The 25553-nt window shown below is 74.6% G+C and carries 19 protein-coding genes, 4 tRNA genes and 1 riboswitch; of the genes, 13 read left to right on the plus strand and 10 right to left on the minus strand.

Annotation, left to right across the window (positions count from 1 at the left end):
* Positions 1-66: 66 nt before the first annotated feature.
* Positions 67-1617: a PP2C family protein-serine/threonine phosphatase gene (locus tag ACFYNO_RS06555; protein ID WP_388006244.1), complete on the minus strand. Its 1551-nt coding sequence runs from the start codon at positions 1615-1617 to the stop codon at positions 67-69.
* Between the two features lie 450 nt (positions 1618-2067).
* Between ACFYNO_RS06555 and ACFYNO_RS06560 the strand changes: the two genes are divergently transcribed.
* A complete protein-coding gene (locus ACFYNO_RS06560) occupies positions 2068-2781 on the plus strand; it encodes a bifunctional DNA primase/polymerase (protein WP_388006247.1) in 714 nt (237 codons plus the stop codon).
* Between the two features lie 234 nt (positions 2782-3015).
* Here the strand turns inward: ACFYNO_RS06560 and ACFYNO_RS06565 are convergent, their stop codons facing one another.
* From ACFYNO_RS06565 to ACFYNO_RS06580, 4 genes are all read right to left on the minus strand, one after another.
* The gene (locus ACFYNO_RS06565; RefSeq protein WP_388006250.1) at positions 3016-3993 is read right to left on the minus strand and encodes a DUF5926 family protein; all 978 of its coding nucleotides are present in this window, start codon (positions 3991-3993) and stop codon (positions 3016-3018) included.
* Between the two features lie 97 nt (positions 3994-4090).
* A complete protein-coding gene (locus tag ACFYNO_RS06570; protein WP_388006253.1) occupies positions 4091-4768 on the minus strand; it encodes an ATP-binding protein in 678 nt (225 codons plus the stop codon).
* Between the two features lie 238 nt (positions 4769-5006).
* Positions 5007-5837 carry a glycerophosphodiester phosphodiesterase gene (locus ACFYNO_RS06575; protein WP_388006256.1) on the minus strand — a complete coding sequence of 277 codons (831 nt, stop codon included), beginning with the start codon at positions 5835-5837 and terminating at the stop codon, positions 5007-5009.
* A 64-nt stretch (positions 5838-5901) separates the two neighbouring features.
* Positions 5902-7266: a purine-cytosine permease family protein gene (locus ACFYNO_RS06580; RefSeq protein WP_388006259.1), complete on the minus strand. Its 1365-nt coding sequence runs from the start codon at positions 7264-7266 to the stop codon at positions 5902-5904.
* Positions 7259-7408, minus strand: a riboswitch (TPP riboswitch). (Overlaps the previous gene by 8 nt.)
* Positions 7409-7656: 248 nt before the next feature.
* On the opposite strand from ACFYNO_RS06580, the gene ACFYNO_RS06585 reads away from it, so the two are divergent.
* The 5 genes from ACFYNO_RS06585 (at position 7657) to ACFYNO_RS06605 (ending at position 12574) form a co-directional block, all read left to right on the plus strand.
* Complete coding sequence (locus ACFYNO_RS06585) at positions 7657-9435, plus strand: S1C family serine protease (protein ID WP_388006262.1); 1779 nt, start codon at positions 7657-7659, stop codon at positions 9433-9435.
* A gap of 61 nt (positions 9436-9496) precedes the next feature.
* A tRNA-Ser gene (locus tag ACFYNO_RS06590) sits at positions 9497-9584 on the plus strand.
* A 105-nt stretch (positions 9585-9689) separates the two neighbouring features.
* Positions 9690-10487, plus strand: coding sequence for a hypothetical protein (locus ACFYNO_RS06595; RefSeq protein WP_388006265.1), 798 nt, complete (start codon positions 9690-9692; stop codon positions 10485-10487).
* A gap of 60 nt (positions 10488-10547) precedes the next feature.
* Positions 10548-11927 (plus strand): FAD-binding oxidoreductase, encoded by a 1380-nt coding sequence (locus tag ACFYNO_RS06600; RefSeq protein WP_388006268.1) that lies wholly within the window; start codon positions 10548-10550, stop codon positions 11925-11927.
* A gap of 314 nt (positions 11928-12241) precedes the next feature.
* Positions 12242-12574: a hypothetical protein gene (locus tag ACFYNO_RS06605; protein WP_388006271.1), complete on the plus strand. Its 333-nt coding sequence runs from the start codon at positions 12242-12244 to the stop codon at positions 12572-12574.
* 154 nt (positions 12575-12728) lie between these two features.
* Here the strand turns inward: ACFYNO_RS06605 and ACFYNO_RS06610 are convergent, their stop codons facing one another.
* Positions 12729-13685 (minus strand): DMT family transporter, encoded by a 957-nt coding sequence (locus ACFYNO_RS06610; RefSeq protein WP_388006274.1) that lies wholly within the window; start codon positions 13683-13685, stop codon positions 12729-12731.
* Positions 13686-13834: 149 nt separating this feature from the next.
* On the opposite strand from ACFYNO_RS06610, the gene ACFYNO_RS06615 reads away from it, so the two are divergent.
* Positions 13835-14761, plus strand: coding sequence for a glycoside hydrolase domain-containing protein (locus tag ACFYNO_RS06615; RefSeq protein WP_388006277.1), 927 nt, complete (start codon positions 13835-13837; stop codon positions 14759-14761).
* A 91-nt stretch (positions 14762-14852) separates the two neighbouring features.
* On the opposite strand, the gene ACFYNO_RS06620 is transcribed toward ACFYNO_RS06615, so the two are convergent.
* Together ACFYNO_RS06620 and ACFYNO_RS06625 are read right to left on the minus strand one after the other, a co-directional pair.
* On the minus strand, positions 14853-15257 hold the full coding sequence (locus ACFYNO_RS06620; protein ID WP_388006280.1) for a nuclear transport factor 2 family protein: 405 nt from the start codon (positions 15255-15257) through the stop codon (positions 14853-14855).
* 27 nt (positions 15258-15284) lie between these two features.
* On the minus strand, positions 15285-16208 hold the full coding sequence (locus ACFYNO_RS06625) for a zinc-binding dehydrogenase (RefSeq protein WP_388006283.1): 924 nt from the start codon (positions 16206-16208) through the stop codon (positions 15285-15287).
* A gap of 101 nt (positions 16209-16309) precedes the next feature.
* Between ACFYNO_RS06625 and ACFYNO_RS06630 the strand changes: the two genes are divergently transcribed.
* Entirely contained in the window at positions 16310-17251 is a 942-nt protein-coding gene (locus ACFYNO_RS06630; protein WP_388006593.1) for a LysR family transcriptional regulator, read from the plus strand.
* Here the strand turns inward: ACFYNO_RS06630 and ACFYNO_RS06635 are convergent.
* Positions 17248-18558 (minus strand): lanthionine synthetase LanC family protein, encoded by a 1311-nt coding sequence (locus ACFYNO_RS06635; protein ID WP_388006286.1) that lies wholly within the window; start codon positions 18556-18558, stop codon positions 17248-17250. The genes ACFYNO_RS06630 and ACFYNO_RS06635 overlap by 4 nt on opposite strands.
* Before the next feature lie 136 nt (positions 18559-18694).
* Here ACFYNO_RS06635 and ACFYNO_RS06640 point away from each other — a divergent pair, with 136 nt between their 5' ends.
* Positions 18695-19864, plus strand: a complete 1170-nt coding sequence (locus tag ACFYNO_RS06640; RefSeq protein ID WP_388006289.1) for an alpha/beta hydrolase family protein — start codon at positions 18695-18697, stop codon at positions 19862-19864.
* Between the two features lie 172 nt (positions 19865-20036).
* Entirely contained in the window at positions 20037-21710 is a 1674-nt protein-coding gene (locus tag ACFYNO_RS06645; protein WP_388006292.1) for a long-chain fatty acid--CoA ligase, read from the plus strand.
* A gap of 7 nt (positions 21711-21717) precedes the next feature.
* Here ACFYNO_RS06645 and ACFYNO_RS06650 read toward each other — a convergent pair whose 3' ends face one another.
* Positions 21718-24909: a PAS domain-containing protein gene (locus ACFYNO_RS06650; RefSeq protein WP_388006295.1), complete on the minus strand. Its 3192-nt coding sequence runs from the start codon at positions 24907-24909 to the stop codon at positions 21718-21720.
* Positions 24910-25114: 205 nt separating this feature from the next.
* Here ACFYNO_RS06650 and ACFYNO_RS06655 point away from each other — a divergent pair.
* The 3 genes from ACFYNO_RS06655 (at position 25115) to ACFYNO_RS06665 (ending at position 25546) form a co-directional block, all read left to right on the plus strand.
* Positions 25115-25205 (plus strand) — tRNA-Ser (locus ACFYNO_RS06655).
* A 158-nt stretch (positions 25206-25363) separates the two neighbouring features.
* Positions 25364-25439, plus strand: a tRNA-Arg gene (locus ACFYNO_RS06660).
* Between the two features lie 31 nt (positions 25440-25470).
* A tRNA-Arg gene (locus tag ACFYNO_RS06665) sits at positions 25471-25546 on the plus strand.
* Positions 25547-25553: the final 7 nt, after the last annotated feature.

Genomic DNA, 25553 nt, shown 5'->3' on the forward strand with positions numbered 1-25553 from the left:
GCGGCTGTGCGTCCCATGGTACGGACGCGGTCCCGATCGTCCGTTCGGGACCCGAGCACCCGGTGGTCACTCGAAGCGAGCCGCCAGCAGCACCAGGTCGTCCTCGGCCTGCGGCCCGGCCGGCTCGCAGCACTCCAGCAGGTGGGCGCAGAGCCGGTCCGGGTCGTGCCGCAGTTCGCGCGGCGCGTCGGCGGCGGCCTTGCGCAGCCGGGCCTGGCCGGCGTGCAGGGTCGGGCCGCAGCGGCGGGCCAGGCCCTCGGTGTAGAGCAGCAGCAGGTCGCCTCGCTCGGCGTTCAGCTCCACCCCCGGCGCCTCCCAGCAGCTCAGCATGCCGAGCGGGGCGGAGAGCGAGGTCTCGATGAAGTTGGCGCCGTACCGGGTGACCAGGATCGGCGGGCAGTGCCCGGCGCCGGCCAGGGTGATCCGGCGCTCGGCCGGGTCCACGCAGGCGTAGAGCGCGGTCGCGCTGCGGGCCGGCTCGGTGGTCTTGAGCAGCAGTTCCAGGTCGCCGAGGACGGCCACCGGGTCCTCGCCCTCCAGCACCGCGTAGGCCCGCAGCGCGGCCCGCAGCCGGCCCATCGCGGTGGCCGCGCCCGGGGCCGAGTCGGGCCCGGCGCCCGGCCCGTCGCCGGTGACCGAGCCGACGGTGAGGCCGGCCGAGCCGTCCGGCAGGGTGATCGCGTCGTACCAGTCGGCGCCGGCCGACTGCTCCAACCCGGCCGGCACCCAGCGGGCGGCCAGCCGCAGACCGGGCAGGTGCGGCAGGTGGTCGGGCAGCAGCCCGCGGCGCAGCGCCTCCGCGGCCCGCAGTCCGCGCTCGGCGGCCAGCCGCCCGGCCAGCAGCGGGGCGGCGAAGGCGGCGAACCGGCGGGCCAGCCGCTGGCGCTCGGGGTCGGGCCGGCCCGGCTCGGGGAAGAACCAGGCGGCGGCGGCCAGCGGCCCGTCCTCCTCGGTGGCCAGCGGCAGCGCGAAGCTGGCGCCCAGTCCGAGGTCGGCGGCGACGGTCCGGAACCGGGGCGCGATGCCCGCGCCGCCGGTCAGGTCGGGGTGCAGCACCTGCTCGGGCCGGCCGGCCGGCCCGAGCAGGCCGGCGAACGGGCCGTGCTCCAGCGGGACGGTCTCCAGCGCGCCGATCGCCGAGTGGTCCAGCGCCAGGCCGAGCATCGGGCCGTGGCCGGTGCGGTCCGGCCAGTCGGCGCCGGCCGGTCCGCCCAGGCCGGCGGCGCCCGGGGCCGGCTCGTCGGCGCCGGTGCGGGCCAGCGTGACCAGCAACGCCCGGTGGGCGCCAAGCAGTTCGGCGCCGGAGTCGAGCAGCACGCTGAGCGTGGCGGCCAGGCCGCGGGCCCGGGCCAGCCGCTCGGTGTGCTGCTGCAGCCAGTCCAGCGCTGCCAGCGGATCCACCGGGTCGGGGCGGCCGAACGGTTCTGCGGCCGCCGCGGCGCGCACGGCCGGCCCGGGAGCCGGCTCGGCGGCCGCGCCGGCCGACCGCAGCGGCAGGTCCAGCAGCCTGGTCAGTCGCCCGCCCGTGGTTGACGGACCGTCAACCGCCGGCTCCGCGGGGCCGTCACCCAGCTCCGGGGTGGTACCGCGTGCACCGGACGGACGCTTGTCACTCATGGCGCGACTCCCAGCGCGGTGGTCCGGACCGCCGGGGCCCCGATGGCCCAAGCCCGGCCAAACCACTCCTTAGTGCCCCGTTTCTACACAGGTCGGTCGGGGCGTGTCCAGGATCGGGAGGCCGCCGGATGGTTCTGCGTCGTGGAGTGGACCGGGCCGGGAACGGGCACAAGCTGACCAGGAGGCTGCCGGAACCCTGCCCGGAGCGTAGGGATCCCCCCGCCCGGCAACCCCGCTGACCAGAAGTCACTCACTCGTACGGTGGAACCCGGGGGCGCCGAACGGCGTCCATCCGGTCGCATGAGGGATTCTCGTAGCGACGCCCCGCCCGAACGCGTTCGAACCGGCTGGTCGTCCCCGAGCGCACCCGTCGGCCTCCCCGGCCGCGCCTCAGGTCGTGATCCACCCGCTCGCCCTTGGTCCAACCTTCGTGGAGAGGAACGAGTGTCCATGCGTGAGTTGCGCGAGCCGTCCGGCAGCCGCCGCCGGGACCGGCAGGCGGTGCTGCGCGCCGCCCTGACCTGCAGCCAGGAGTGGCACTGGCCGGTGGTGCCGGGCGCGGTGCTGGTGCAGCGCGGCGGGGGCGGCGGTGCGCCGACGGCCGGCTGCTCCTGCGGCGACCCGCTCTGCCCGGTGCCGGCCGCGCACCCGCACGACCAGCCGCTGCTGGCCGCCACCACCGACGCCCGGATGGTGCGCTGGTGGTGGGAGCGGCACTGCCCGCAGGCGCCGCTGCTGGCGGCGACCGGCACGGCGGTGGCGGCGGTCAGCCTGCCCGTGGCGGCCGGGACCCGGCTGCTCGACTACCTGGACGCGCTACGGGTCGTGCCGGGCCCGGTGCTGGCCGGGCCGACCCGCTGCGCGCTGCTGGTCGCGCCATACGGGTACCCGGAGTTGGCGGAGCTGCTGGCCGCCCAGGAGGAGACGCTGCGTCCGGGCGGGGCGCCCGGTCGGGTGCCGAGCAGCGTGCGCTACCACGGTCCCGGCGGGTACCTGGTGCTGCCGCCGTCCCGGGTGGGGCTGGGCGGGGCTCCGGTGCGCTGGCTGCGCCGGCCGGTGGTGGCGGCGGGCGGCGGGGTGCGGCTGCCGGCGGTGGCGGAGCTGCTGGAGGCGCTGCTCGCGGCGGGTTCGGCGGTGCCGGACGGCAGCCGGCTGGCGTTCTGACCCGGGCTCGGGCGCCGACGGGGTCCGCCGCCAACTGGACGGCGGCAATGGAAAATCCGGCCGCTGGCGACGGGGGATGCACCAGCGACCGGACTGCCTAAACAGTAACAAGGATTGGCCGCAACGCCAAAGTCCCAGGGGGGTGCCGATCGCGATATTTCCCGGTCGGCCCGCTCCGATGTGACCGGATTCACGTCCTTATGGCCGGAAACGATCACACTGCGACAGGTTCGTTCAGTTCAGGGTGACCTGACGGCTCACCAGGTTGGCCCGGGCCCGGCGCTCCTCCGCGCTCAGCGGCGCGTCGGAAGCCAGCGCGCCCGCCAGCCGCTCGGCGAAGGCGGCGGCCGGCTTCTCGCAGTCGGCGGCGGTCATCGCCACCGGCAGGTCCCAGACCGGCACGGTCAGGCCGTGCGCCCGGAACGAGCCGACCAGCTTGGTGCCCTCACCGATCGAGCTCTCGCCCGCCGCCGAGAGCCGGGCCAGCGCGTCCAGCAGCTGCTCCTCCGGCACCGTCATGACCCAGCGCAGGTGGTTCTTGTCCGGGGTGCCGCACCAGTAGGCGCTGTCCACCGAGGCCAGCTTCTCGGTCGGGATCGCCGAGGCGTTGGCCCGCTCCAGCGAGGCGGCCACCTCGCCGGTCGCCGAGTCGGCGTCCTCCAGCCAGAACTCGAAGCCGGTGTGCACGGCGGGGGCGAACGGCGCCGAGAGGTCCAGCAGGTCCTGCAGCCGCGGGCCGTCGGCGGCCGCCCGGCGGGTCGGCACCGGGTTGCCCGGGTCGGTCGCCAGCGCCTCGACCAGCGCGTCGGCCAGGTCCCGGCTCAGGTCGCCGGAGGAGGACTGGGTCTGCAGGCCGAGCAGCACCGAGCCGTCCGGCCGGCGCAGCGCCGGCCAGGCCAGCGGCAGCACGGTCGCCAGGGTGACCGAGGGGACCTCGCCCGCGGCGCCGGCCAGCACCTCGGCCGTCAGGGTGAGCGGCACGGTGGCGGCCGGCACCAGCTCGCGCAGCGCCACCCAGTCGGCCTCGCCGGGCAGTCCCTCGAACGGGCGGTGCACCAGTTCCTGCACCGCGTGCGCGGCCGCCCGGCCGTGGCAGGCCTTGTAGCGGCGGCCGGAGCCGCACGGGCAGGCCTCGCGGGCACCGACCACCGGCACGGCGGCGGCGTCGATCGGGGTGGACGGGGCGGAGTTCTTGGCGGCCTTCTTGGCCATGGCGCGGCTCTCCCGGAAGTGGCGGTCAACGTCTCGGGGCAGCCTACTGAGGTTCCCGCCGGCCTCCCGCGCTCCGGCGCCGCGCCGGACGGCCCCGCTAGGCGGACCGGCGGTGCTGCGGCTCGGGCTCGCCGTCGTGCGCCGGGAGCGCGGCCCAGACGGTCACCTCGCCGGGTGCGTCCCGCACGCCCCAGTCGGTGGCCAGCTGGCCGACGATGCTCAGGCCGCGTCCGCCCCGGGCGGTCAGCGAGGGCCGCGCCGGCAGCGGACGGGTGGCCGCGCCGCCGTCGGTGACCTCCAGGGTCAGCACCCCGTCGGTGTGCATCTGCCAGCGCACCAGGATGCCGCCCAGGTCCTCGGTCAGCTCCTCGCCCGACGGGCGGGCTCCGTCGGACGGACGGGCCCCGTCGGAGGGACGGGCACCGCCTGCCGGACGGGCCTCGGCCGCCGAATGGGCGAGTTCCGGACGCAACGTCAAATCCGCGCCATTCGCCGGGAATTCCGCCGTGCTCCCGACCGGTTCTCGAGCGGACTTGTCCGCCGAGTTCTCCCCCCCGGCCAGATCCAGCAATGGTGCGAGCGGCCTGGCATAACGACAGGAATTGCTGAGCAGTTCGGAAAGGATCAGAACCGCGTCGTCGATCACCGACGCGGGGACCGCGCGGTCGCCCAGGTCCCGGCGGAGTCGGCGTCGGGCTGCCCCGACGCTGGCCGGACCGTGCGGCACCGCCATGGTCGATGAAGTCGGCACTTCGCGCGCCACCATCAACGCCACCCCCGGACCTCCTTCAGCGTTCGCCGAGGGATGGATGCCCCGACGGAATGCGCCGGAAACGGGAACAGGTGCTTGCGGTGCGTCAATTGTGAAGTCATCACCGCAGGACAACTCGCCCGCGACCCAGTGTACGCAAAAGGTGATTATCCGCTCACGCTGCGTCAGAGGACGGCGGCCCCGCGACAAACCGCCGGACCGGATTCCGCCCGATGGAATCCGGATGCGCCCCGGCGTGCGCTCAGCGCCCGAGCTGGTCGAGTACGGCGCGCGGGCGATTGGTGATGATCGCCGACACCCCGAGCTCCAGGCACAGCTCCACGTCGGCCGGCTCGTCCACCGTCCAGACGTGCACCTGGTGCCCGGCCGCCCGCAGCGCCCGCACCAGGCCGGGGCGGCGGCGCACCAGCTCGATGCCCGGGCCGGCCACCACCGCCCCGGCCGGCAGCCCGCCGCTCGGCCAGAGCCGCAGCGCCGCGGGGTGCTCGAAGAGGAAGACCCGGGGGAAGGCGGGTGCGGCCCGGCGGACCCGGCCCAGCGCCAGCCCGGAGAAGCTCATGATCCGGGCGTGCGGCCGCTCCGGGTCGCCCTCGCCCGGGCCGACCGCGCCGGCGACGCCGAACCGCTCGAGCATCGCCACCAGCTCGGCCTCCACCCGGCCGCGGTAGCGCACCGGGTGCTTGGTCTCGATCGCCAGGTCCACCCGGCGCCCGGCGTCCGCCACCAGCCCCAGCAACTCGGCCAGGGTCAGCACCGGCTGCGGCTCGGGCTGCTCCGGGTGCTTCCAGGAGCCGAAGTCGTAGCCGCGCAGCTGCTCCAGGGTGAGCGTGGAGACCACCCGGCGGCCGCCGTCCGAGACCCGGGCGATGGTCCGGTCGTGCACGCAGACCAGCTGCCCGTCGGCGGTCACCCGGACGTCGCACTCCACCGCGTCCGCGCCCTCCGCCAGCGCCCGCCGGTACGCCGCCAGGGTGTGCTCGGGCAGCGCGGCGGAGGAGCCGCGGTGGGCGACCACCTGCACCTGCTCGGCGGTGCGGGAGCGGTCGGGGGCGGAGAGGTCCGGAGTCGTCACGCCCCCACCCTAGGGGGCGAAGATGACCGGCGTCCGACGCCCACCCCAACCCCGAGTGCCCAGGTCAGGCCTTGGGCAGGGCCCTGCCGAGGGCCAGCGTGGCCAGGCCCGCGACCAGGAAGGAGAAGAGCGAGGCCGAGGTCCACTCCTGCGGGGTGAAGTGCACCAGCGACTGCAGGCCGGTCCAGAAGCCGCTCCAGCCCTTGATGCCGGTCGGCGCCAGGAACTGGTAGGTGGCGAAGCCCAGCGCCCACGGGAGCAGCAGCAGCGGCCGGGAGGGCGCCTGCTGCCCCATGTCCCAGCCGCGCCGGCCGCGGCCGAGGAAGTAGTCCACCGCCAGCACCGCGAGCAGCGGCACGAAGACCGAGCCGATCAGGTAGAGGAAGTTGGAGTACCAGTCGGCGAACTGGTCGATCTGGCTGGCAACCACCGTCACCAGCAGGCCGATCCCGCCGGTCAGCAGCCGCCGGTCCACCCGGGGGAAGAGGTTGTGCAGCGACATCGCGGTCGAGTACACGTTGGCGAAGGACTGGTCCGCCTCGCGCAGCACCAGCACCAGCAGGAAGGCCCAGCCGGCCGCCACCCCGGTGAACGAGCCGAGCAGGTTCCGCGCGTCGCCCTGCGACTGCAGCAGCGCGATCAGGCCCAGCCCGTAGCACCAGACCTGGGCGACGGTGTAGCCGCTGAAGGTGCCCCAGAACGCGGACCGGGCGGTCCGCGAGTGCCGGGTGTAGTCGGCGGCCAGCGGCACGAAGGAGACCGAGACGGCGATGATCGCGTCGGTGGCGGAGAGGAAGCCGTGCCAGTTGCCCCGGCCCGGGTTCGGGATGTGGTGCCGGCCCAGCTGCACGGTGAAGTAGACCATCGCGATGCCCACCCCGATCGCCACGTACTTGCGCAGCGCCGCGATCGAGCCGAGCGGCCAGATCGTCAGCGCCGTGGTCAGCGCGCCCGCGGCCAGCACGAAGAGCCAGTGCCAGCCGCCGGTGCCGACCACGGTCTGGGCGCCGCTGGAGATTACCAGCAGCTCGTAGATGCCCCAGCCGACGCACTGCAGCACGTTCAGCACGGTCGGCAGGTAGGAGAGCCGGGTGCCGAACAGGCCGCGCAGTACGGCCATCGCGGGCGCGCCGGTGCGGGATCCGATCAGCGCGGCCACCGCGAGCATCGCGGTGCCGATCACCGTGCCCAGCACGATGGCGGTGGCCGCGGCGGTGATCGACAGCTCCTGGCCCTGCGCGCCGAGCACGGTGGCCGCGCTGGTGAAGCCGATCAGGCTGATCCCGAGGTTGGCCCAGAGCGCGAACTGGTCGCGGAAGCCCAGCGTGCGCGGCGGTGCGGTGTCCAGCACCAGCGGCGCCTCGGGGCGGCCGTGGGACGGGTGCTCCAGCACCGTCGTGGTGGCAGGGGAGGGTGAGGCGGCCGTCATGGCGGTTGCTCCCTACGCCGGCATTACCCGGACAGGTTCCGGCGGTCAGCGCTCCCTCGCCCGCACCGGCGGCTCCGCCATGGCGTACGGTTCGATCAGCGCACTCTCAGCCTGGTGGGTCCAAGCTCCCGCGTGTCAGTTTTGGCAGCGCAAGGGTAGCCCGCCGCAAGGATTCCGCCAAGGTGGGGCAAAGCGCCGTCCGGATCGCGGGACAGCACCTTCGGTCGAGGCCGATCGAGTGGTAACCGAGGAGCCCGGGGGGAGTCGTCCGCGGCTGTCGTCGGATCCGCCTAAGGATTCTTACCAGTTCTTCAGGCAGGCCCTTACGACATCCAGATCGGGCATGGGAAAAACTATGGGCCAAGGTCCTGTCAGCGATGGAGGTCGTCCGTGAGCACCGAGCACGAGAGTGGTTCCGCCGGACCGCAGGAGGGGCTGCCCTCCGGCGGTCACGGTGAGCCGGGGGGCACTCCGGCGGTCGGTGAGACACCGGCGGTGGCGGAGTCCGCCCCGACCCTGGCATTCGGCAAGGTGACCGCCCCGGAGCCGGCCGACCGGCCGGCGGCGCCGCCGGAGCCGGCTGCCCCGGCCGGGGCGGGCGAGGAGCCCACCGCGGTGATCGAGTACATCGACGCGCCGCCGCCGGTGGCGCCGGCTGCCGCGCCGGCCGCGCCGGCCGAGCCGCCGCGCTCGCCGTTCGCGCCGCCGGCGCCGTCCGCGCAGGCCGAGGCCGCGGCCCCTGCCGCCCCCGGCTACCTGGACGCCCCGCCGCCGGTGCTGCCGCCGGCGCCGGTGCAGCCGGCCCCCGCGGCCGAGTCCCCGGCCAACCCGTACGCGGCGCCCACCGCCCCGACCGCCATCTCGGCCGGCGTCCCCGCGGCCTCCGCGTTCGGCGCCGAGCCGCATCACCCCTTCGGCGCCGGCCACCCGGTCGGCGGCGACCCCTGGGGCGGCGGCGCGGGCGCGCCGGGCGGCCCCGGCTACCCGGGCTACCCCGGCGGCGAGCAGCCGTACGGCCAGCCGGTCCCGAAGAAGAAGGGCCGCGGCGGCCTGGTCGCCCTGGTGGCCGCGGTGGCGCTGGTGGCCGGCCTGGCCGGCGGCGTGGCCGGTGCCGCGATCAAGGGCAACAGCTCCGGCTCCTCCGGCAGCGCGGGCAGCAGCCACAGCAGCACCACGGTGGCGACCTCGGGCAACACCAGCAACCGCGCGGCCGACTCGGTCGCCGGGATCGCCGCCAAGGCGCTGCCCAGCACCGTCACCATCAAGGCGCAGGGCAGCAGCGAGTCCGGCACCGGCACCGGCTTCGTCTTCGACACCGAGGGCCACATCCTCACCAACAACCACGTGGTGGCCCCGGCCCAGGGCGGCGGCAAGCTGAGCGTCAAGTTCTCCGACGGCAGCAGCTACTCCGCCTCGGTGGTCGGCCAGGCCAAGGGCTACGACGTGGCCGTGATCAAGCTGGACAGCCCGCCGTCCGGCAAGCTGATCCCGCTGCCGCTGGCCGACTCGGACCAGGTGCAGGTCGGCGACACCACGGTCGCCATCGGCGCCCCGTTCGACCTGGAGGGCACCGTCACCTCCGGCATCGTCAGCGCCAAGAACCGCCCGGTCGCCTCCGGCGACGAGGCCGGCACCCAGGTCTCGTACATGAACGCCCTGCAGACCGACGCCTCGATCAACCCCGGCAACTCCGGCGGCCCGCTGCTGAACGGCCAGGGCGCGGTGATCGGCATCAACTCGGCGATCCAGTCCAGCACCCAGTCCAGCGGCAGCGGCGGCCAGGCCGGCTCCATCGGCCTCGGCTTCGCGATCCCGATCAACCAGGCCAAGCGCGTCGCCCAGATGCTGATCCAGACCGGCACCCCGGTCTACGCGACCCTCGGCATCCTGCGCAACGACGACTACCAGGGCGACGGAGCCCAGGTGATGACCTCCTCGATCCAGGGCACCCCGGCCGTCACCCCCGGCGGCCCGGCCGACAAGGCCGGCCTCAAGCCCGGTGACGTGATCACCAAGCTGGGCGGCGTGGCCATCGACAGCAGCCCGGCCCTGGTGGCGACCATCTGGTCGCACTCCCCGGGCGACCAGGTCCAGGTCGAGTACACCCGCGACGGCAAGGCCAACACCACCTCGGTGACCCTGGGCAGCCGCAGCGGCGACACCAACTGACCCGGCCCGCCCGAACCCGGTGCACCCGGACCCCTCGGAACCGTTAGGCTGACCTCCGCCTGGAGAGCTGCCCGAGCGGCCTAAGGGAACAGTCTTGAAAACTGTCGTGGCGTGACCCGTCACCGTGGGTTCGAATCCCACGCTCTCCGCCGGAGACCGGCCCCTGACCAGCACTGCTGGTCAGGGGCCGGTGTGGTTTTCGGGCCGTCAGATCTTCAGGTGGTCTTCAGCTGAGCCTGCAAGCATGGCCCACCATGACGACTGCTCACGTACGGCCGAGTGAGCCGGTGGCACCAGGACGGCAGCTGCTCAGCAAGGTGCCCGAGGTGACCGTGCTCTTCTGGATGGCGAAGGTGCTCACCACCGGCATGGGGGAGACCACCTCGGACTACCTCGCCAACTCGATGGACCCGGTGATCGCGGTGGCGATCGGCGGGCTCGGGCTGGCGGTGGCGCTGGTGCTGCAGTTCCGGGTGAAGCAGTACGTGCCGTGGGTGTACTGGCTGGCCATCGTGATGGTGAGCGTCTTCGGGACCATGGCGGCGGACGGCCTGCACGTGGTGGTCGGGGTGCCGTACGCGGTGTCGGCGCCGCTCTTCCTGGTGGTGCTGGCGGTGGTCTTCACCTGGTGGCGCCGGAGCGAGGGCACCCTGGACATCCACAGCGTGCGCACGGTGCGCCGGGAGCTCTTCTACTGGGCCGCGGTGCTGGCCACCTTCGCGATGGGCACGGCGGTCGGCGACCTGGCCGCGCACAGCGGCGGGCTGGGCTACCTGGAGGCCGGGCTGGTCTTCACCGCCGCGATCGCGGTGCCCGCGCTGGCGTACTGGAAGCTGCGGATGAACGAGGTGCTGGCGTTCTGGATCGCCTACGTGCTGACCCGGCCGCTGGGCGCCTCCTTCGCCGACTGGCTGGGCGCGCCCAAGGAGCACCACGGCCTGGCGTTCGGCTACGGGCAGGTGAGCGCGGCGCTGACCGTGGTGATCGTGCTGGTGGTGGCGGTGCTGCAGGCGCGGCACCGGGCCGGGCGCGGGCGCGGCGAGCGGGCCTGACGGCGCGTAGGCTCCGTTCCGTCCTCAGGTCCGGCACGACCGAACGGAACGGAGCCCGCGATGACCTCGGCCGCGAGCAGTGAACTGACCACCCGGCTGCTGGCCGGCCTGCCGGAGTCCGCCGTGGTGGTGGACCCCGGGGTGACCGCCGCCTACCGCAACGACATGGCCGGGTTCTGCGCGGCCGGGCAGCCGGCCGTGCTGGTCTTCCCCACCGACGTCGAGCAGGTGCAGCACGTGCTGCGCACCGCCACCGAGCTGCGGGTGCCGGTGGTGCCGCAGGGTGCGCGGACCGGGCTGTCCGGCGGCGCCAACGCGGTGGACGGCTGCATCCTGCTGTCGCTGGTGAAGCTGGACCGGATCCTGGAGCTGGACCCGGTCGACCGGCTGGCCGTGGTGGAGCCGGGGGTGGTGAACGCCGTGCTCTCCCGGGCGGTCGAGGAGCACGGCCTGTACTACCCGCCGGACCCGTCGAGCTGGGAGTCCTGCACCATCGGCGGCAACATCGGCACCGGCGCGGGCGGGCTCTGCTGCGTGAAGTACGGGGTGACCGCCGAGTACGTGCTGGGCCTGGACGTGGTGCTGGCCGACGGGCGGCTGCTGCGCACCGGGCGGCGGACGGCCAAGGGGGTGGCGGGCTACGACCTGACCCGGCTCTTCGTCGGCTCCGAGGGCACCCTGGGCGTGGTGGTCGGCGCGGTGCTGGCGCTGCGCCCCAAACCGGCGCCGCAGTTGGCGCTGGCCGCCGAGTTCCCGTCCACCGAGGCGGCCTGCGCGGCCGTGAACGCGGTGGTGACGGCCGGCTACACGCCCTCGCTGATGGAGCTGATGGACGCCGTCTCGGTCCGCGCGGTGAACCGGCTGGCGAAGATGGGCCTGCCGGAGTCCACCAAGGCGCTGCTGCTGGTGGCCTTCGACGGGCCCGAGCGGCAGCGCGAGGTCGGCGAGGTGGCGGAGCTGTGCCGGGCGGCGGGTGCCACCGAGGCGGTGCCGGCCGAGGACGCCGCCGAGTCGGAGCTGCTGCTGGCGGCCCGCCGGCTGGCGCTGCCCGCGCTGGAGACGCTGGGCACCACGATGGTGGACGACGTCGCCGTGCCGCGCTCCCGGCTGGCCGAGATGCTGGCGGGGGTGGCCGCGATCGGCGAGCGGTTCGGGGTGGCGATCGGCGTGGTGAGCCACGCCGGGGACGGAAACACCCATCCGATCGTGGCCTTCGACGCCAAGGACCCGGAGCAGGTGGCGCGGGCCGAGGAGTCCTTCGAGGCGATCATGGCGCTCGGGCTGGAACTGGGCGGCACGGTGACCGGCGAGCACGGCATCGGAGTGCTGAAGAAGGAGTGGCTGGCACGGGAGTTGGGACCGGTCGGGCTCGAACTGCAAAAGCAGATGAAAGCACTTTTCGACCCGCTGAATATCCTCAACCCGGGCAAGCTTTTCTAGCCATTCCGAGGGGTGGCGCGCGGGGGTGGCGCGGCTCGGGGAGGCCGCCGAACGGCCTGGTCAGGTCGGTTCTCGGCCGCCGCCGGACGGTGCGGAGCCGGCTTTTGCCGGAGCGGGGTTTAGCGGGCCGAGGTCACGCGTTCGAGCGAACCGCCAGCGTCAACTCTGGCGGTTCGACGTTCCAGTGCGCACTCTTGATCTCGGCGTCGCAGCCCGCAGGGGTTCGTCTGGCCGCGAACTCCCGCACCAGTTATCCGAATTCGGCCGACCTCGGTCGGCCGGTTCGATCGCGTCAAGCTTTCTGGAGGATTTCCATGGCTCGCACCCGTACCGCCCGGATCGTCGCCGCACTCGCCGCCGCCCCGCTCGCCGCCGGGCTGCTGCTGGCCGGCGCCGGCGCGGCCTTCGCCGACAACGGAGCCGGATCCCAGGACGGTTCCAACGCCAGCGTGGTGTCCAACGTGGGCAGCGGGAACATCTTCGGCGGGGTCGACGGCAATGCCAACTGGACCCAGCAGGTGGCCACCGGCAGCGGTGCCTCGAACCAGAACAACACCCTCGGCGTGAAGGACAACTCCGGCCTGATCTGGGCCGACCAGTCCAACAAGAACGTCGACATCACCTTCGCTCCGGTCATCAAGGAGTAGTCCACCGGGGGTAGTTCGGGAGCGCGGGCACGCTCCCGGAGGTGGATGGCAGGACCGGCCGGCCATGTGGAAAGGGTCCCGTGAGCCGGAAGAAGCCGCTGGGCGGTGCCGATATCGGCACCGCCCAGCGGCTTTCCGCGAACTCGCCAAAGGTTCAGACAGACTGACGGCTCGTCAGGGTGGCTCCGGCGCTCGCCCCGACCACGCAGGCGATGCCCAGCAGCTGGGCCCAGCCGAGCAGTTGGCCCAGTACCAGCAGCCCGACCAGCGCGCTGACCGCCGGCTCCAGGCTGAGCAGGATGCTGAACACCCGGTTGGAGAGCCGGCGCAGCGCCGACATCTCCAGCACGTACGGGATCACCGGCAGCAGCAGCGCCACCCCGGCGGTGGCGGCCAGCAGCGCCAGCGGGTGTCCGGAGTGCGCCAGCCCGTGCCAGGCCTGGCCCAGCCCGAACGGGGCCAGCACCAGCGCGCCGACGGTGATCGAGACGGCCAGCCCGGCGAAGCCCTCGAAGACCGCGCCGACCCGGTTGGTGGCCAGGATGTAGCCGGCGTAGCAGCAGGCCGCGGCCGCTGCGAAGGCCAGCCCGGTGAGGTCCAGCCGGTGCCCCAGCCCGCCGCCGCCGACCAGGGTGAGCAGCACCACCCCGCCGGCCGCCAGCGCGGCCCAGGCCAGGTGGCCGAGGCGCCGGGAGAGCGCCAGCGCCACCCCGAGCGGACCCAGGAACTCGATGGTCGCCGCCGTCCCCAGCGGCAGCCGGTCGGAGGCCAGTGCGAAGAAGAGCGTCATGCCGGCCGAGAAGGCGCCGAGCAGCGCGGCCACCGCCAGGTCCCGGGCGCTGCGGCCGCGCAGCCGCGGCCGGGTGGCGGCCAGCAGGATCACCGCGGCGCAGCACAGCCGCAGGAAGGAGGTGCCGAGCACGCCCAGCGAGCCGAACAGGTGGATGGCCAGCGCCAGCCCGGTCTGTACGGCGAGCATCGCGAGCACGCAGACCACCGGCGCCGGCGCGCGCCCCAGCACCCCGCCGCCGCGGGCGGCGGTGGCGGTGGCTGCGGCGGCGCTGGTGGTGCTGGTGGCAGGCAGGGCCTGCTGGTGCTCGGTGGTGGACATCCGTCGAGTCTGACGTCAGTACCGTCCGGGTTGCAAGCGACTGTCATCTGCTGGGACGGCGGCCGAACTGGCGGCCGAACGGGTGGCCTCGGCGGCGCGTCCCGGCCCCGCTGATCCGACCGGCCGTCAGCCGCCCGCAGGCTCGAAGGATGGTCCGCTACCTGCGTACGACGGCGCTGGGCGCCGCTGCCCTCGTCCTGCTGCTGGCGACCGACGCGACCGGCGGCCAGGGCCGCGTCCCGTCCGCCGTCCGGCTGCTCGCCACACCCGTCGGCGCGACCGTGCCGCCCGCCGCCGTCCGGGCGCCGGCCCCGCTCCCGCCCACCGTGCTGGCCGACCCCGGCCAGGCCCGGCTCGCCGCCGTGCCCCGCACCGTCTTCACCGGCAGCGGCTTCGACGCCTGCAGCGCCCCCGGCCTGGACGCGATGCGCGCCTGGCGCGGCGCCTCCCCGTACGGCGTGGTCGGCATCTACACCAGCGGCAGCCAGCGGGCCTGCGCGCAGACCCGGCTGACCAGGGACTGGGTGAGCCAGGTCCGCTCGCTCGGCTGGCGGCTGCTGCCCACCCACGTCGGCCGGCAGGCGCCGTGTGCCGCGCTGCCCGCCAAGCCGGTGCGGATCGACCCGGCGCAGGCCGTGCAGCAGGGCCGGGCCGAGGCGGCCGAGGCGGTGCACGCGGCCAGAACGCTCGGGCTGGACACCGGCACCCCGATCTACCTGGACATGGAGGCCTACCAGCCGGGCAACGCGCCGTGCGCCAAGGCCGTCGTCGACTTCACGCTGGGCTGGACCCAGGGGCTGCACAAGGCGGGGTACTTCGCCGGCTACTACTCCAGCCTGGACTCCGGGATCACCGACCTGGTCGCCGCCGCCCGGGCCGGTGCCGCGCCCATGCCGGACGCCATCTGGTACGCCCGCTGGGACGGCCGCAACTCCACCGACGGGGCGGGCGTGCTCGGCGCCGACCAGTGGACCCCGCACCGGCGGGTGCACCAGCAGCGCGGTTCGGCGAAGGAGAGCTACGGCGGGGTGGAGCTGGAGGTGGACCGGGACCAGGTGGACTCGCTGGTCGGCTGAGCGCTGCTCAGGCTTGCCGAGCGCCGCTCAGGCTTGCTGAACGCTGCTCAGTCAGGCCTGCCGGGCGCCGCTCAGGCCCGCCGAGCGCCGCTCAGGCCTCCGGGAAGAGCACCCGGCCGACCATCCGGGTGTCCAGGTACTCGCGGACGCTGGTGATCCGGCCGTCGGCGACGGTGAAGACGCCCGCGCACCGGTTGTCGTAGTGCCCGCCGCCCGCGGCGGTGCCCTCGGCCAGCCACTCGGCGAGCACCTGGTCGCCGTCGGCCAGCACATTGGTCAGGGTGACCTTCGGCGCGCCGCCGGGGGCGAAGAACCGGCCGGCACCGACCAGGAAGTCGTCGACGATCGCGTCCCGCCCGGTCCACACCCGGCTCAGCGGGAGGTCGCCCGGGTACTCCCAGGTGGCGTCCTCGGCGAAGCTGTCCCGGATCACCTCCAGGTCGCCCCGGACGACGGCGTCGACATAGCGGATCACCACGGTCTTGGGGTCGTTCATCGTCTTGCTCCTTCTGCTGAGAGGCGGTCAGTTGACGGTCAGGACGGCGTTGCCGCGGATCCGGCGGCCGCGCAGGTCGGCCAGCACCTCGGGGGTCTCCCGCCAGTCCCGGACGGTGCCCAGCTCCGGATGGAGCCGGCCCTCGGCGGTGAGGCGGACCAGGGTGGCCAGGTCGGCGCCGTCCGGCTCGTCCACGTCGGCGTAGCTGAACTGCCGGATGGTGGCGCTGGTCGGGCCGGTGAGGATGTCGAAGAAGTCCAGCGTGACGGGCTGCCGGCTGGCCTGCCCGAACCAGAGCAGCAGCCCGCGCGGGGCCAGCCGCTGCAGCGCGAGCGGGAGGTCGGCGCCGCCGGTGGACTCCAGGACGACGTCGAACGGGCCCTCGGCATCGGCGACCCGGTGCACCACCTCGGCCGCGCCGAGCTCGATCAGGCGCTGCCCGCGCTCGGCGGAGGCGGTCACGGCGGTCAGCCGGGCGCCGGCCGCGCCGGCGAGCTCGGTGAGGTAGTGGCCCACCCCGCCGGAGGCACCGGTGAGCAGCACGCGGCGGCCGGCGAGGTGGCCGGCCTGCCGCAGCAGCCGCAGCGCCGTCAGCCCCGCGAGCGGCAGGGCGGCCGCTTGCACGGACGGCAGCTCATCGGGCAGCACGGCGAGTCGGCTGGTCGGCACGGCGGCGTACTCGGCCCAGCCGAGCGCCGGCGGGTGGCCGACCACCCGGGTGCCGACGGGCGGGCCCGAGCCGTCGGGGGCGGCCTGGACGACCAGGCCGGCGATGTCCTTGCCGGGGCGCCAGCCGTCGGCCGGCGGGCGCTCCAGCTGGAAGGTCTCGCCGCGGTTGACCGAGTAGGCCTCGACCTTGACCAGGGCCTGGTCGGGGGCGGGCTGCGGCTCCGGGACCTCGGTCAGGCGGACGGTGGCGGCTGCGTCGCGGGTGGCGGTGAACGCCTTCATCGTGGTGCTCCTCTCCGTTGGCTCCACCTTCCTCCGGAGACGGGTCCATGATCCAACAACCGGTCAGCGGCCTTGACAACCAGCGGTTGTCGGGCGGGACCATGGGGCTCGTGGACCTCGACCCGGCCCAGCTGCGGGCCTTCCTTGCGGTGTGCGAGCACCGGCACTTCGGCCGCGCCGCAGCCGGGCTGAGCATCACTCAGCAGGCGCTCTCCAAGCGGATCGCCCGGCTCGAAGAAGCGCTCGGCGAACGACTGCTGGACCGCGACGGGCGGGGAGCGGCACCGACGGCGGCGGGGGAGCGGCTGCTCGAACCGGCGCGCGCCGTCCTCGCGGCCTGCGCGGCGGCGGTGACGGCCGTGCGGGGCGCGGCCCGGCCGCTGCGGCTGGACGTCTGGGGCCACCTCTTCGCCCCGCTGCGTACCGTCGGCGCCGTGGAGGTCGACTCCCTCGAAGTCGGCCACGGCCGCGACCTCCCGTCCGTGCTGGGCGCACTGCTGCGCGGCGAGATCGACGCGGGCTTCGGGCGCTACCACGCCCTGCCGGACGGGCGGGAGCACGAACTCGCGCACCGGCTGGTGCGGTTGGAGCCGGTGGACGCGGTGGTGGGCCCCGGGCACCCGCTGGCCGGCGCCGACTCCCTGCGCCCGTCCGACCTCCGCACCGGCCGCCTGCTCCTCCCCGCCGCGCTGACCCGCCTGGAGTTCCTGCAACGCTTCGCGGAGCGCTTCGAGTTGAGCTCCCTGCCGCCCGAACCCAACCTCGGTGCCGACCACTTCCTGTCCCGCCTGGCCACCACCCCGGACGCGTTCACGGTGCTTCCGGCCGACGCCCCGCTCCCCGGGCTCCCCGGCCTGCGCACCATCCCGCTGGTCGACCCGGTGCCGCTGTACTCCTGGTCGCTGGTCTGGCCGCGCCGGAACGCCCACCCCGGGATCGGCGCGCTGCTGGGCGCGTTCGCCGAGGCGGGGCGGCGCAACCGCTGGCTGGAGTACCGGCCGGACCGGGACTGGCTGCCGGAGTCGGAGCGCGTCGGGCTCTAGACGGGCTGCGCGACCCTGAGCCGCTGCGGCACGGCCCACCACTGGTCGGGGCGATCGACGACGGGGGCGTCCAGCCCGCTGTCGACCACCCGGGCCAGGCGCAGCAGGTAGGCGGCGATGCCGGCCGCGCCCTGCATCCACGCCGTGCCGGGCGGCAGCAGCGGATCCTCGTTGCGGTACTCCACGAACTGCCAGTAGGCGCCGTGGACCGCGCGTTCGATCAGCGCGTCGCCCATGGTGCGGGCCGCGTCCAGCAGCCGCTCGTCCCGGCCGTCCTGCGCCGCGTCCAGCAGCACGTCGCCGACCCCGGCGGTGCCGCAGCAGCGCCCGTCGTTGTCCCAGAAGCCGGGGCGCAGGCGGGCGGGTACCCCGGAGGCGAGGACCGCGCTCAGGCAGCGTCGGCGCAGGTCGCGGACGTCGAACCCGCCGACTTCCGGGACACCCGCGTAGGCGAGGGCGGCGAAGAGGAACGAGGTGCCGGCGGGGCCGTGGCACCAGGTGTAGGTGAGCGGCTCCACCTCGCGGCTGGACGGCGGGATGGTGTGCGGCACGACGAAGCCGCCGTCAGTGAGCTCTCCGACGGCCAGTAGGTGCCGAGCCCCCTCGACGGCGGCCTCGGCGAAGTCGGGCCGCCCGAGGTCGGCACCCGCGAGGGCGAGGGCGGCGGCGATCCCGGCGGTGCCGTGCGAGTAGTTGGGGTTGCGCCACTTGGTGCGGGGAGAGATGCCCCAGTCCAGGCCGGCCGGGGTGCGGTCGGCTGCGGCGAGCAGGGCCTCGCAGCCGGTGGCGGCGAGGGAGGCGGTGAGCTCGGTGGGCGCCCACAGCGCCGTCATGACGACGCCCGCGGTGCCCATGGTGACGTCGCTGAGGGGCGCGCTGGAGTTCGCCTCGAACTCCAGCGTGGTGGCCCAGCCTTCGGGCGTGGCCAGCTCACCGAGACGCCGCAGCGGCGCCGACTCGGCCCCGGGGGAGAGCAGTCGGAGCGCCATGACATCGCCCGCGAGCCCGTCGTAGAGCGAGGGTTCCACGCGCCTCGCCGCCTCCGCCGACAGCTTGGCCACGATGCCTGCGGACAGCGCCCGTTCGGTCCCGTTCAGCTCCCGGTACTGCGCGATCTCGGCCAGCAGCGGCGCCAGCCCGACGATGCCGGCGTAGAACGAGTCCCGGTCCTGCCTGGGCTCCGGGGGAGTGCCACCGTCGACCACCGTCTCCGGGAACCACGGCCCTTCGCCGTCCTGCCGCACCTGCCCCAGCACCCAGGCCCACGCGGCCTCGCCCAGTTCCCGGTACGCCTCGCCGTTCGCCATGCGGTCACGGTACAACTCCGGTGGCCAGTGGGCCCCATGAGCATGCGGCCCGTGACCGCGCACCGGTCGTCCGATCGAGGCTTCCGGTTCTTTTGGCCGGTGTCCAACTCCTCCGTGGTGCACCTACGTTGCTCGCATGAACGGAATCAACCGCACCGCGGCGGCGGCCCTGCTGCTCGCCCTGCCGCTCTCCGTCGCCGTCTCCGCGCCCGCGCTGGCCGCGTCGCCCCCGCCCGCCGTCTCGGCCACCGCGCCGGCCGCCTCCCGCATCGACCTCCCGCGCCCGACCGGTCCGAACGCCGTCGGACGGCAGCTCCTGCACCTCGTCGACCAGGACCGGCCCGACCCGTGGGTCCCGTCCGCGGGGCCGCGCCAGTTGATGGTGTCGATGTACTACCCCGCCGTCCCCGGCACGGGCGGCCCGGCACCGTACACGACCCCCGAGGCCGCCCGGCTCATGCTGGACGGGCACCTCCCGGGCAACACCGTCCCCACCGAGGCGGTCACCGGCGTGGGGACGTGGTCCAGGTCCGACGCGCTCCCACGGCACGGCCGGTTCCCGCTCGTGCTGCTCTCCCCCGGTCTGAAGATGCCGCGCACCGAGCTGACCAGCCTCGCCGAGGACTTGGCCAGTCGCGGCTACGTCGTCGCGCTCGTCGACCACACCTACGAAAACACCGGGACGACCTTCCCCGACGGACAGACCCTCACCTGCGCGGCCATCTGCTTCACGCCGCCCCCGGACGGCCCCGCGGTCATCGAGGCGAGCCGGGCGAAGGACATGTCCTTCGTCGTCGACCGGTTGACCGACCGCTCGCATCCCGCCTGGCGCTACGCCCACCTGATCGACACGCACCGGATCGGCATCGCCGGACACTCGCTGGGCGGCGCGACGGCCGTCCCGGCGCTGGCCACGGACGCCCGGATCCGGGCCGGGGTCGACCTGGACGGCACGATGTACTACCCCGTCCCCGCCGGCGGCCTGGGCGGCAAGCCGTTCATGATGATGGGTCACCCGCTGCCCGCCGGACAGGTGGACACCAGCTGGACGGACGGCTGGGCCGCACTCGACGGCTGGAAGCGCTGGCTGACCGTCGCGGGGTCGGACCACGGAACCTTCACCGACGACAACCTGCTCCTGGCAGGACTCGGCTACCCGAACCCCACCTCGATCACGCCCGAGCGCGGGATCGACCTCACCCGGGAGTACGTCGCGGCCTTCTTCGACCTGCAGTTGAAGGGCATCCCCCAGCCGATCCTCGACGGCCCGACGCCGGCGAACCCGGAGGTGAGCTTCCACCCGTAGGCGTGGGTCCCGGTGTCGGGGCGGTACCCACCGCCGAGCCGCACGTCTCACTTCGCCAACGACTGCTGACATCCCCCTCCCGCCCAGGACAGAATTCCGCACGAGGCGCGGTATACCGGTGAGTAGGAACACCAGCGCCCCGGCAGGAGCCCAGGTCAAGGAGGACCCCCGCGTGTTCAGCACCATGCAGGACGTACCGCTCACCGTCGCCCGGATACTCGAGCACGGGTCGACCTTCCACGGGCGGGCCACCGTGACCACCTGGGACGGGACCGGGCCGCAGGTCCGCACCTTCGCCGAGGTGGGGGCGCGGGCGGCGCAGTTGGCGCACGCGTTGCGGGACGAGCTGGGGGTGACGGCCGACAGCGTGGTGGGGACGCTGATGTGGAACAACGCGGACCACCTGGAGGCCTACCTCGCCGTCCCCGCCATGGGGTCGGTGCTGCACACGCTGAACCTGCGGCTGCCCGCCGCGCAGCTCGCGTTCATCATCAACCACGCCGCCGACCACGCGATCGTGGTCAGCGGCAGTGTGCTCCCGCTGCTGGCCGGGGTGCTGCCGCAGCTGCCCGCGCTGCGGCACATCGTGGTGAGCGGGGAGGGCGACCGGTCGCTGCTGGCGGGCTTCGGCGGCAGCGTGCACGAGTACGAGGCGCTGATCGCGGGCCGACCGACCCACTACCCGTGGCAGGACGAGATCGACGAGCGCAGCCCGGCGATGATCTGCTACACCTCCGGCACCACCGGCGACCCCAAGGGCGTGGTCTACAGCCACCGCTCCATCTACCTGCACTGCATGCAGGTCAACTCCGCCGCCACCTTCGCGCTCACCCCCGCCGACGTCGCGCTGCCGGTGGTGCCGATGTTCCACGTCGGAGCCTGGGGGATTCCCCATGCCGCGTTCATGTCCGGCGCCAGTTTGCTGATGCCCGACCGGTTCCTCCAGCCGCAGCCGCTGGCCGCGATGATCGAGCAGGTCAGGCCCACCGTCAGCGCCGCCGTGCCGACCATCTGGAACGGCCTGCTGGACGAGCTGGACCACCCCGCCGGCGGCCGCGCGCCGTACGACACCTCCTCGCTGCGCCAGGTGGTGATCGGCGGCTCGGCCTGCCCGCCGGCCCTGATGCACGGCTTCCAGGAGCGCCACGGCATCCGGGTGGTGCACGCCTGGGGCATGACCGAGACCTCCCCGCTGGGCACCTTCGGCTTCCCGCCGGCCGGGCTGAGCGAGGAGGAGGAGTGGGCCTACCGCTACACCCAGGGCGTGCTGCCCTCCTCCGTGCAGGCCCGGCTGACCGGGCCGGACGGCGAACGGGTGCCCAACGACGGCGAGACGGCGGGCGAGCTGGAGGTGCGCGGCCCGTGGATCGCGGGCGCCTACTTCGGCGGCGTCGGCAACGAGCCGGAGCGGCCGGCGGACAAGTTCACCGAGGACGGCTGGCTGCGCACCGGCGACGTCGGCACCATCACCCCGGACGGCTTCCTCACCCTGACCGACCGGGCCAAGGACGTGATCAAGTCCGGCGGCGAGTGGATCTCCTCGGTGGAACTGGAGAACCACCTGATGGCCCACCCCGAGGTGGCCGAGGCCGCCGTGGTCGCGGTGCCGGACGACAGGTGGGGCGAGCGCCCGCTGGCCGCCGTCGTCTACCGGCCCGGCGCGACCGCCGACCTTCGGGCGCTGCGCGCCTTCCTGGCCGGCCGGATCGCCTCCTGGCAGCTGCCGGAGCGCTGGACCCTGGTCGAGGCGGTGCCGAAGACCAGCGTCGGCAAGTTCGACAAGAAGGTGCTCCGGGCCCAGTACGCGGCCGGCGGCCTGGACGTGACGGTGCTCGGCAAGGAGTAGCCGGCGGTCAGTGGACGTGCTGGCCGGCGGCCGACTCGCTGAGCGAGCCGATCCGGCCCAGCAGGTCCACGATCCGCTCCTGCACGTCCGCGCTGGTGGAGCGCTCGGCGAGGAAGAGCACCGTCTCGCCGGTGCGCAGCCGGGGCAGCTCGGCCGGGTCCAGGTTGGCCGAGGTGTAGACGACCAGCGGGGTGCGGTGCAGCCGGTCGTTGGCGCGCAGCCAGTCCAGCAGGCCCAGCTGCCGGCGGTGGATCCGCATCAGGTCCATCACCACCAGGTTCGGCTGCACGCTGCTGGCCTTGGCGACCGCGTCGTTCTCCGAGACGGCGTGCTCCACGTGCATGCCGCGCCGCTCCAGGCTGGCGGTCAGCGCGGCCGCGATGTCCGGGTCGCCCTCCACCAGCAGCACCCGGGCCGCGTGGTTCTCGCTGTCCTTGGGCGCCAGCGCGCGCAGCAGCACCGCCGGGTCCGCGCCGTAGGCGGCGTCCCGGGTGGCCTGGCCGAGGCCCGCGGTGACCAGCACCGGGACCCGGCTGTTCAGCGCCGCGGTGCGCAGCGACTGCAGCGCGGTGCGGGTGATCGGCCCGGTCAGCGGGTCGACGAAGAGCGCGGCCGGGTAGCCGGCGACCTGCGCGTCCACCTCCTCGCGGGAACGCACTATCACCGGGCGGTAGCCGCGCTCCTGGAGCGCCTGCTTGGTGGACGGGTCGGGCTCCGGCCAGACCAGCAGGCGGCGCGGGCGGCCGTCCGCGGCCGGGTGGACCATCGTCGGGTAGTCCGGGTACTCGGGCGTGCGCACCGCGGCCGGACCGGCCGTGCCCTCGTCCTCGCCGGTCAGCCGGGGCAGCTCCGCGGCGCCCGGGGCGGTCGGCAGCGCGGGCGCCAGCTCGGCCACCGGGCGCGGCGGAGTGCGCTGCTCCAGCGGGGCGGCCGGGGCGGGGAAGGCGGACGGGAAGGCGGTGGCGAAGCCGCCCGGACGCGGCGGGGCCAGCTCGCCCAGGCCGGTGCCGACCGGCACCGGCGGTGCGGCGGGCGGCCCGGCGGGCGCCGGCGGCACGGGAGCGGGCAGCTCGGGCACGGCCGGCAGGGCCAGCGCCCCGCCCGCGGCCCGCTCCGGCTCGGCGCCGCGGGCCGGCTCCAGCGCGGTGCCGGGCTGCTCGCCGGCCGGGTCGGCCGGCGCCTCGCCACCGGGCAGGCCCAGCCGCCGGCGGCGGCCGGTCGGGGCCGGCGCCTCGACCGGCGGCAGCGGCCGCTCCAGCGGCAGCGCGTGCTCCAGGCCCGGGTAGACGGGCAGCGCGGGCTCGGCGGGGACCGGGGCGGGCGGCGCCGGCACCCGCGGGGCCGGGGTCTGCTCCGGGGAGACCGCCGGGGCGGGCAGCGCCCGGCGGCGGCGCGAGCCGGGCCGGGGCTCCAGCTCGGCGAGCTCGGCCGGCTGCGGCTCGACGAGCTGCGCGGAGGCCGGGTGGTCGGTGCCCTCGTCGGTCGGCCGGGCCGGGGCGGCCGGGCCCAGCGCGATCGGCCCGCGCTCCGCCGGGGCCTCCTCGGCACCAGCCGGGCCGGCCGGCCCGGCCGGCTCCTCCGCCGCGGGCTCGCCGCCCTTGGCGGCGCCCTCCGGCTCCGGACCGGTCAGGCCCGGCAGGTCGGGCAGTACGGCGGTGTCGGTCTCCCGGGGCACCTGGCGGTTGCCGCCGGCCGCCCGGGCCGCGGCGGCGGCCGCCGCGTCGTCGTCCAGCGGCAGCTCCACCACATAGGTGGTGCCCGCGTGGTTGGGCAGCTCGTGCGGCTGCAGCACACCGCCGTGCCGCTCGACCAGCGCCCGGGCGATCGGCACGTGCACCCGGCTGCCGCCCTTGCCCGGGCCGCGCACCTCGATCCGGGCCATGTCGCCGCGCTGGGCGGCGGCCAGCACCACCATCGGCGGCTCGCCGCCGTCGGTCACCGAGCCGGCCAGCGCGACCCCGCTGACATCGGCCACCAGGTAGGCCAGCGCCTGGGCCAGCCGCTCCTGGTCGGCGGTCAGGTCGACGGCGGCGGCGTGCACCGAGAACCGCAGCCGGCCGGGGCCGACCAGCTTGCCGGCGTACTCCACGGCCCCGGCGACCAGCTTGTCCAGCGAGGTGGCGGAGCGCCGCAGTGCCTGCTCGGGTCGGTCGGCCCGGTCGTGCGCCAGCGCGCCGTCGACCAGCAGGCCGAACCGGCGGCAGTCGTCGGCCAGCGCCCGGAGCATCCAGTTGGCCTCCGGCCAGAGCTGCCCGGCCGGGTCGGCGGCCAGCATGTCGATCCGCTCGCGCAGCGCCCGCAGCGCTTCGCCGACCTCGCTCTCCAGCACCGCGCCCAGGTGCTCGGCGCGGGCGGTCAGGGCCAGTTCGCGGGTCCGGTCGGTGAACGTCATCACCGCGCCGACCAGCTGCTCGCCGTCCCGCACCGGGGCGGTGGTCAGGTCCACGGTGACCGCGCGGCCGTCCTTGCGCCAGAGCGTGGCGCCGCGCACCCGGTGCTTGCGGCCGGAGGTGAGGGTGTCCAGCAGCGCCGACTCGTCGGCGGCCAGCGGGGTGCCGTCGGCCCGGGAGTGCTGGACCAGCGGGTGCAGCTCGCGGCCGCCCAGCTCGCTGGCCCGGAAGTCCAGGATGTGCGCGGCGGCCGGGTTGACCAGCACCACCCGGCCCTCGAGGTCCACGCCCAGCACGCCCTCGGCGGCGGCCCGCAGGATCATCTCGGTCTGCTTGTGCTGGCGGCGCAGCTCGGCCTCCACGCCCAGCCGGCTGGTCAGGTCGCGGACCAGCAGGAGCAGCAGGTCGCCGGGGTTGGAGGCGCCGCGGTACGGGTCGTAGGGGACCAGGGGGGAGATCGAGTAGCCGCTGCCCTCGCGGTTCTCCTCGGCGAAGTCGTTGCCCAGCACCTCGACCGGGAAGGTGCTGCCGTCGGTGCGGCGGGCGGTCATCCGGACCGGCTCGGCGGCCTCGGCGGCGTCGCGCGGGGCGGGCCGCATCGAGCCGGGGATCCGGGACGGGTCGAAGTCCGGCAGCAGGTCCAGCACGCCGCGGCCGACCAGCGAGGTGCCCGGGGTCTGCATCGCCCGCACGGCGGCCTGGTTGGCGTCCACCACGGTGCCGTTGCTGTTCACCAGCAGCAGGGCATCGGGCAGCGCGTCGAGTATCGCGGCGAGGCGAGCAGCGCCTCGGATCGGCCTGCTGCTCACGTCGACCGGTCTCCTCACGACTAACGGCTTGCGGTCCGGTCGTGCGGATGCGGACCGGGTGCCAGGCGGGGGTTGGAGTATCCCATTGTTTTTGCCGAGAGGACGACCCGCCTAGTAACGTAACCCGTGGTTGGTGCCGGAGCCCCGGGCTGTGGCATCATCGCATGCACGCGGTCGCAACCGGAGACGGTCCGATCGGGTGGATGGAGGCTTCGCCTAGTCCGGTCTATGGCGCCGCACTGCTAATGCGGTTTGGGTCTTAAAGCCCATCGAGGGTTCAAATCCCTCAGCCTCCGCCGACGAGGGCCCCCCGACCGAGGTCGGGGGGCCCTCTCGCGTTCCCGGGTGCCGATCGGCCCCGTCCGGGGTGCCCGGAAGGAATCGATTTCACCCCAGGTCGGCGGTCATGTAATGTTGTCCCCGCAACGCCCCGCCGGCCCAGGCCTTGGGGCGAGCGCTCATAGCTCAACGGATAGAGCACTTGACTACGGATCAAGAGGTTGCAGGTTCGAATCCTGCTGAGCGCACCAACATCAGCTCGCGGTCCCCGTGGCCGTCCGAGCGCTCATAGCTCAACGGATAGAGCACTTGACTACGGATCAAGAGGTTGCAGGTTCGAATCCTGCTGAGCGCACCACCACGAA

The organism is Kitasatospora sp. NPDC006697, assembly GCF_042869935.1.
In the GTDB taxonomy this organism is placed as follows: Bacteria; Actinomycetota; Actinomycetes; order Streptomycetales; family Streptomycetaceae; genus Kitasatospora.

What these genes read in the sequence shown, in the direction of transcription:
- ACFYNO_RS06555 (WP_388006244.1), bottom strand. Translation starts at nt 1,617, where the DNA reads ATGAGTGACAAGCGTCCGTCCGGTGCACGCGGTACCACCCCGGAGCTG.
- ACFYNO_RS06560 (WP_388006247.1), top strand. Translation starts at nt 2,068, where the DNA reads ATGCGTGAGTTGCGCGAGCCGTCCGGCAGCCGCCGCCGGGACCGGCAG.
- ACFYNO_RS06565 (WP_388006250.1), bottom strand. Translation starts at nt 3,993, where the DNA reads ATGGCCAAGAAGGCCGCCAAGAACTCCGCCCCGTCCACCCCGATCGAC.
- ACFYNO_RS06580 (WP_388006259.1), bottom strand. Translation starts at nt 7,266, where the DNA reads ATGACGGCCGCCTCACCCTCCCCTGCCACCACGACGGTGCTGGAGCAC.
- ACFYNO_RS06595 (WP_388006265.1), top strand. Translation starts at nt 9,690, where the DNA reads ATGACGACTGCTCACGTACGGCCGAGTGAGCCGGTGGCACCAGGACGG.
- ACFYNO_RS06600 (WP_388006268.1), top strand. Translation starts at nt 10,548, where the DNA reads ATGACCTCGGCCGCGAGCAGTGAACTGACCACCCGGCTGCTGGCCGGC.
- ACFYNO_RS06605 (WP_388006271.1), top strand. Translation starts at nt 12,242, where the DNA reads ATGGCTCGCACCCGTACCGCCCGGATCGTCGCCGCACTCGCCGCCGCC.
- ACFYNO_RS06610 (WP_388006274.1), bottom strand. Translation starts at nt 13,685, where the DNA reads ATGTCCACCACCGAGCACCAGCAGGCCCTGCCTGCCACCAGCACCACC.
- ACFYNO_RS06615 (WP_388006277.1), top strand. Translation starts at nt 13,835, where the DNA reads ATGGTCCGCTACCTGCGTACGACGGCGCTGGGCGCCGCTGCCCTCGTC.
- ACFYNO_RS06620 (WP_388006280.1), bottom strand. Translation starts at nt 15,257, where the DNA reads ATGAACGACCCCAAGACCGTGGTGATCCGCTATGTCGACGCCGTCGTC.
- ACFYNO_RS06625 (WP_388006283.1), bottom strand. Translation starts at nt 16,208, where the DNA reads ATGAAGGCGTTCACCGCCACCCGCGACGCAGCCGCCACCGTCCGCCTG.
- ACFYNO_RS06630 (WP_388006593.1), top strand. Translation starts at nt 16,310, where the DNA reads ATGGGGCTCGTGGACCTCGACCCGGCCCAGCTGCGGGCCTTCCTTGCG.
- ACFYNO_RS06635 (WP_388006286.1), bottom strand. Translation starts at nt 18,558, where the DNA reads ATGGCGAACGGCGAGGCGTACCGGGAACTGGGCGAGGCCGCGTGGGCC.
- ACFYNO_RS06640 (WP_388006289.1), top strand. Translation starts at nt 18,695, where the DNA reads ATGAACGGAATCAACCGCACCGCGGCGGCGGCCCTGCTGCTCGCCCTG.